General features: G+C 47.4%; 3 protein-coding genes. 2 read left to right on the forward strand and 1 reads right to left on the reverse strand.

Annotated elements, in window-relative coordinates:
* Positions 1 to 201: 201 nt before the first annotated feature.
* Entirely contained in the window at positions 202 to 411 is a 210-nt protein-coding gene (locus tag ACTHY5_RS11785; RefSeq protein ID WP_441879947.1) for a hypothetical protein, read from the forward strand.
* Between the two features lie 82 nt (positions 412 to 493).
* Here the strand turns inward: ACTHY5_RS11785 and rsmC are convergent, their stop codons facing one another.
* Complete coding sequence (gene rsmC / locus ACTHY5_RS11790; RefSeq protein ID WP_441879950.1) at positions 494 to 1,522, reverse strand: 16S rRNA (guanine(1207)-N(2))-methyltransferase RsmC; 1,029 nt, start codon at positions 1,520 to 1,522, stop codon at positions 494 to 496.
* A gap of 291 nt (positions 1,523 to 1,813) precedes the next feature.
* Here rsmC and dapA point away from each other — a divergent pair.
* Positions 1,814 to 2,664: 4-hydroxy-tetrahydrodipicolinate synthase (gene dapA, locus ACTHY5_RS11795; protein ID WP_441879953.1), on the forward strand; the 851-nt coding region annotated here is incomplete at its 3' end.

Consider the following 2,664-nt stretch of genomic DNA (forward strand, 5'->3'; position numbering starts at 1 on the left):
CGAGACAGGCTCGCCCCCTCTGGCTTCAACACATGACTTGCGAGCGCCATGGATGGCGCTTCATGGGAGGTGACTCTATTGCCTCGAGTATCCAGCGTTAAGTCAGATCACATTTTTACTTAGATTGGTATGACATTTAATGATTGACCTAAAGCTTAATGATAACTATTATCATGACGATTGAAAGGGAGGATGTCTGTCATGGTGATGATATTAGTTTTGGGCTGGTTGTCTATATTTTGGTGGGTGCCTAATGGCTCTCTTTCGCTATGGTTAAGTGCCGGCTTTGCCCTGTTTGCTGTTGTGTTAACAATGCCGACAGTGAGTCGACATTGGTATTGGCTCCCCGTGGGAGGTTTAGCTGGTATGGGAGTGGTGGTGGGAATGATGATGACGGAAACCGCTCTCTAAATACCCAGCACCAGCGATAAGCTTGAAGTCGGAAGAAAGGCACCGAATCATCAGATTCCAATTTCTAGCTCCCGGCTATTACTTAGCGTCGTGTGGCGTGATAAACCTTAAATTTCCCGTTAATTGCTAGTGTTTCGCAATGGCCAAAGCTTTTTTCAATGAGCTCGGGGTAGGGTAAAAAGGCATTGGCAACTAATGTTAATGAGCCACCAGGCACTAGGTAGTCTTTAGCGGTGTTAAGCAGAGTTTCTGTGGTGTGATAAAAGGTTTTTAAGCCCGCATGAAAAGGCGGGTTAGCCACAATGTGATTAAAAGAGCCGGTAACTTGGCTTAAACCATCGCTGGCATATACTTTGGCCTGATTAGCCAACTGATTGTGAGCTAAGGTAAGCCGAGTGGCCTCTAATGCCAACGCATTAATATCAATACACTCAAGTGTGAGCTCAGGTTGGCGCTTGAGTAAACTGGCGCCAATAACCCCCGCACCACAGCCAAAGTCGAGTACACGACCGCTTAATGGCGCAAGATTTTCAAGCAGTAGTTGTGAACCTGAGTCTAGGTGTCCGGCACTAAATACCCCTGGCAAAGTACATATTTGCAGCGACTCTTGTGCTATCGAGTAGCCTTTTTGCCATTGGGTGATGCTGAACGGCGAGGCTGGGCGAGTGAGCTGTGCTTGATATAAGCTGGCGCGTCGTGCGCTATCGAGCTTTACTACTTGATCGCAATAAGGGGCTAATAACTTAGGGGTAGACTTTACCCCGCCTTTATTGTCTCCGGCCATAAAGACCATAGCGCCTTGTGCTAGTAAGGGTAAACAGGCAGCTAGCAAATATTCAGCTTCAGCTTTAGCTTTTGGCATTAATAATAGCAGGGCGCTAACTGTCTGAGGGTTAGGTTGTATACCAAACTCTATGTCTTTGATGCCTTGCTCTTTTTGCCACTGATAATAACTATAATCTGTAGTAAAAACCCGAGGTGCAGGTCCGGCATCGGCTAACATGGTTGGTAGGTTATCTTCTAGCAGGCCGCACACTAATAATGGCTGCTGAGTAAGTACATTTAGATTACGTGCTAGCATTTCACTAACCGTGGTTAACGCCTTTGACATCTCGAATTCCACACTAAATTATTTGATGACGCATTATACATATCTCTTGGCCTCTTGACATTTGCCGGTCATTAGCAAAAGATGCAATACAATGTCTTTACAGGTAACAGTCATGCTTTTAATTATTAAACGTAAACAAGATAAACCGCTTAAACGTACAGCGGCCACTTTTGTTGCGTAACCGACGCCTGATCTTCTTTAAGACAAGATGTTCTCAAACCCCGGTGATGCAACAGCAGCCGGGGTTTTTTATTTTAATTTTTAATCCTCTAGCCAGGAGAAGGAGTTTCCATGTTTCGCGGTTCACTCGTAGCCCTCTTAACCCCCTTTGACGGTACTCGCATTGACGAGGCGGCATTGCGTCGCTTAGTTGATTGGCACATTGCCGAGGGAACTCATGGCTTGGTTCCTGTTGGAACTACAGGTGAAAGCCCCACCTTAAGTCACGATGAACACTGCCGTGTAATTGAGATTGTGGCCGAGCAAGCAGCAGGTCGCGTGCCTGTGATTGCCGGTGCTGGCTCTAATAACCCAGTAGAGGCGATTGAATATAGCAACTGTGCCCAGCGTGTGGGTGCCGATGCCACCTTGCATGTGGCGGGTTATTATAATCGCCCTAACCAAGATGGCTTATTTGCGCATTTTAAAATGTTGCACGATGCGACTGAACTGCCCATCATTATTTATAATATTCCACCTCGTGCAGTGGTCGATATTCAGCCAGAAACTCTAGCACGCATGGCCGAGCTGCCACGTATTGTTGGGGTGAAAGATGCGACCGGCGATTTGCTGCGCCCTTGGTCTGAGCGCCAGCTTATCAATAAGCCATTTGCTTGGTTGTCGGGTGAAGATGGCACAGCTGTCGCTTATAACATAGGGGGTGGACAGGGCTGTATTTCGGTTACTGCCAACGTAGCGCCACGCCTGTGTGCACAGCTGCAAGAGCTGACGCTTGCGGGAAAGTGGGAAGAAGCGCGCGTATTACAAGATAAATTATTACCTTTGCATCAGGCGATGTTTATTGAGCCTAATCCGGCTGGCCCTAAGTATGCGTTGTCATTACTGGGCCTGGCGAGTGAAGCGTGCCGTATTCCTGTGGTGCCTTTACAAGAGAGCACAAAAGCGCAAATTCGTCGCGTAAT

It is taken from the genome of Oceanisphaera sp., assembly GCF_052084945.1.
Lineage (GTDB): Bacteria > Pseudomonadota > Gammaproteobacteria > Enterobacterales > Aeromonadaceae > Oceanimonas.

Excerpts from the sequence above, each read along its gene's own strand:
- rsmC (WP_441879950.1), bottom strand. The coding sequence starts at position 1,522 with ATGTCAAAGGCGTTAACCACGGTTAGTGAAATGCTAGCACGTAATCTA.
- ACTHY5_RS11785 (WP_441879947.1), top strand. The coding sequence starts at position 202 with ATGGTGATGATATTAGTTTTGGGCTGGTTGTCTATATTTTGGTGGGTG.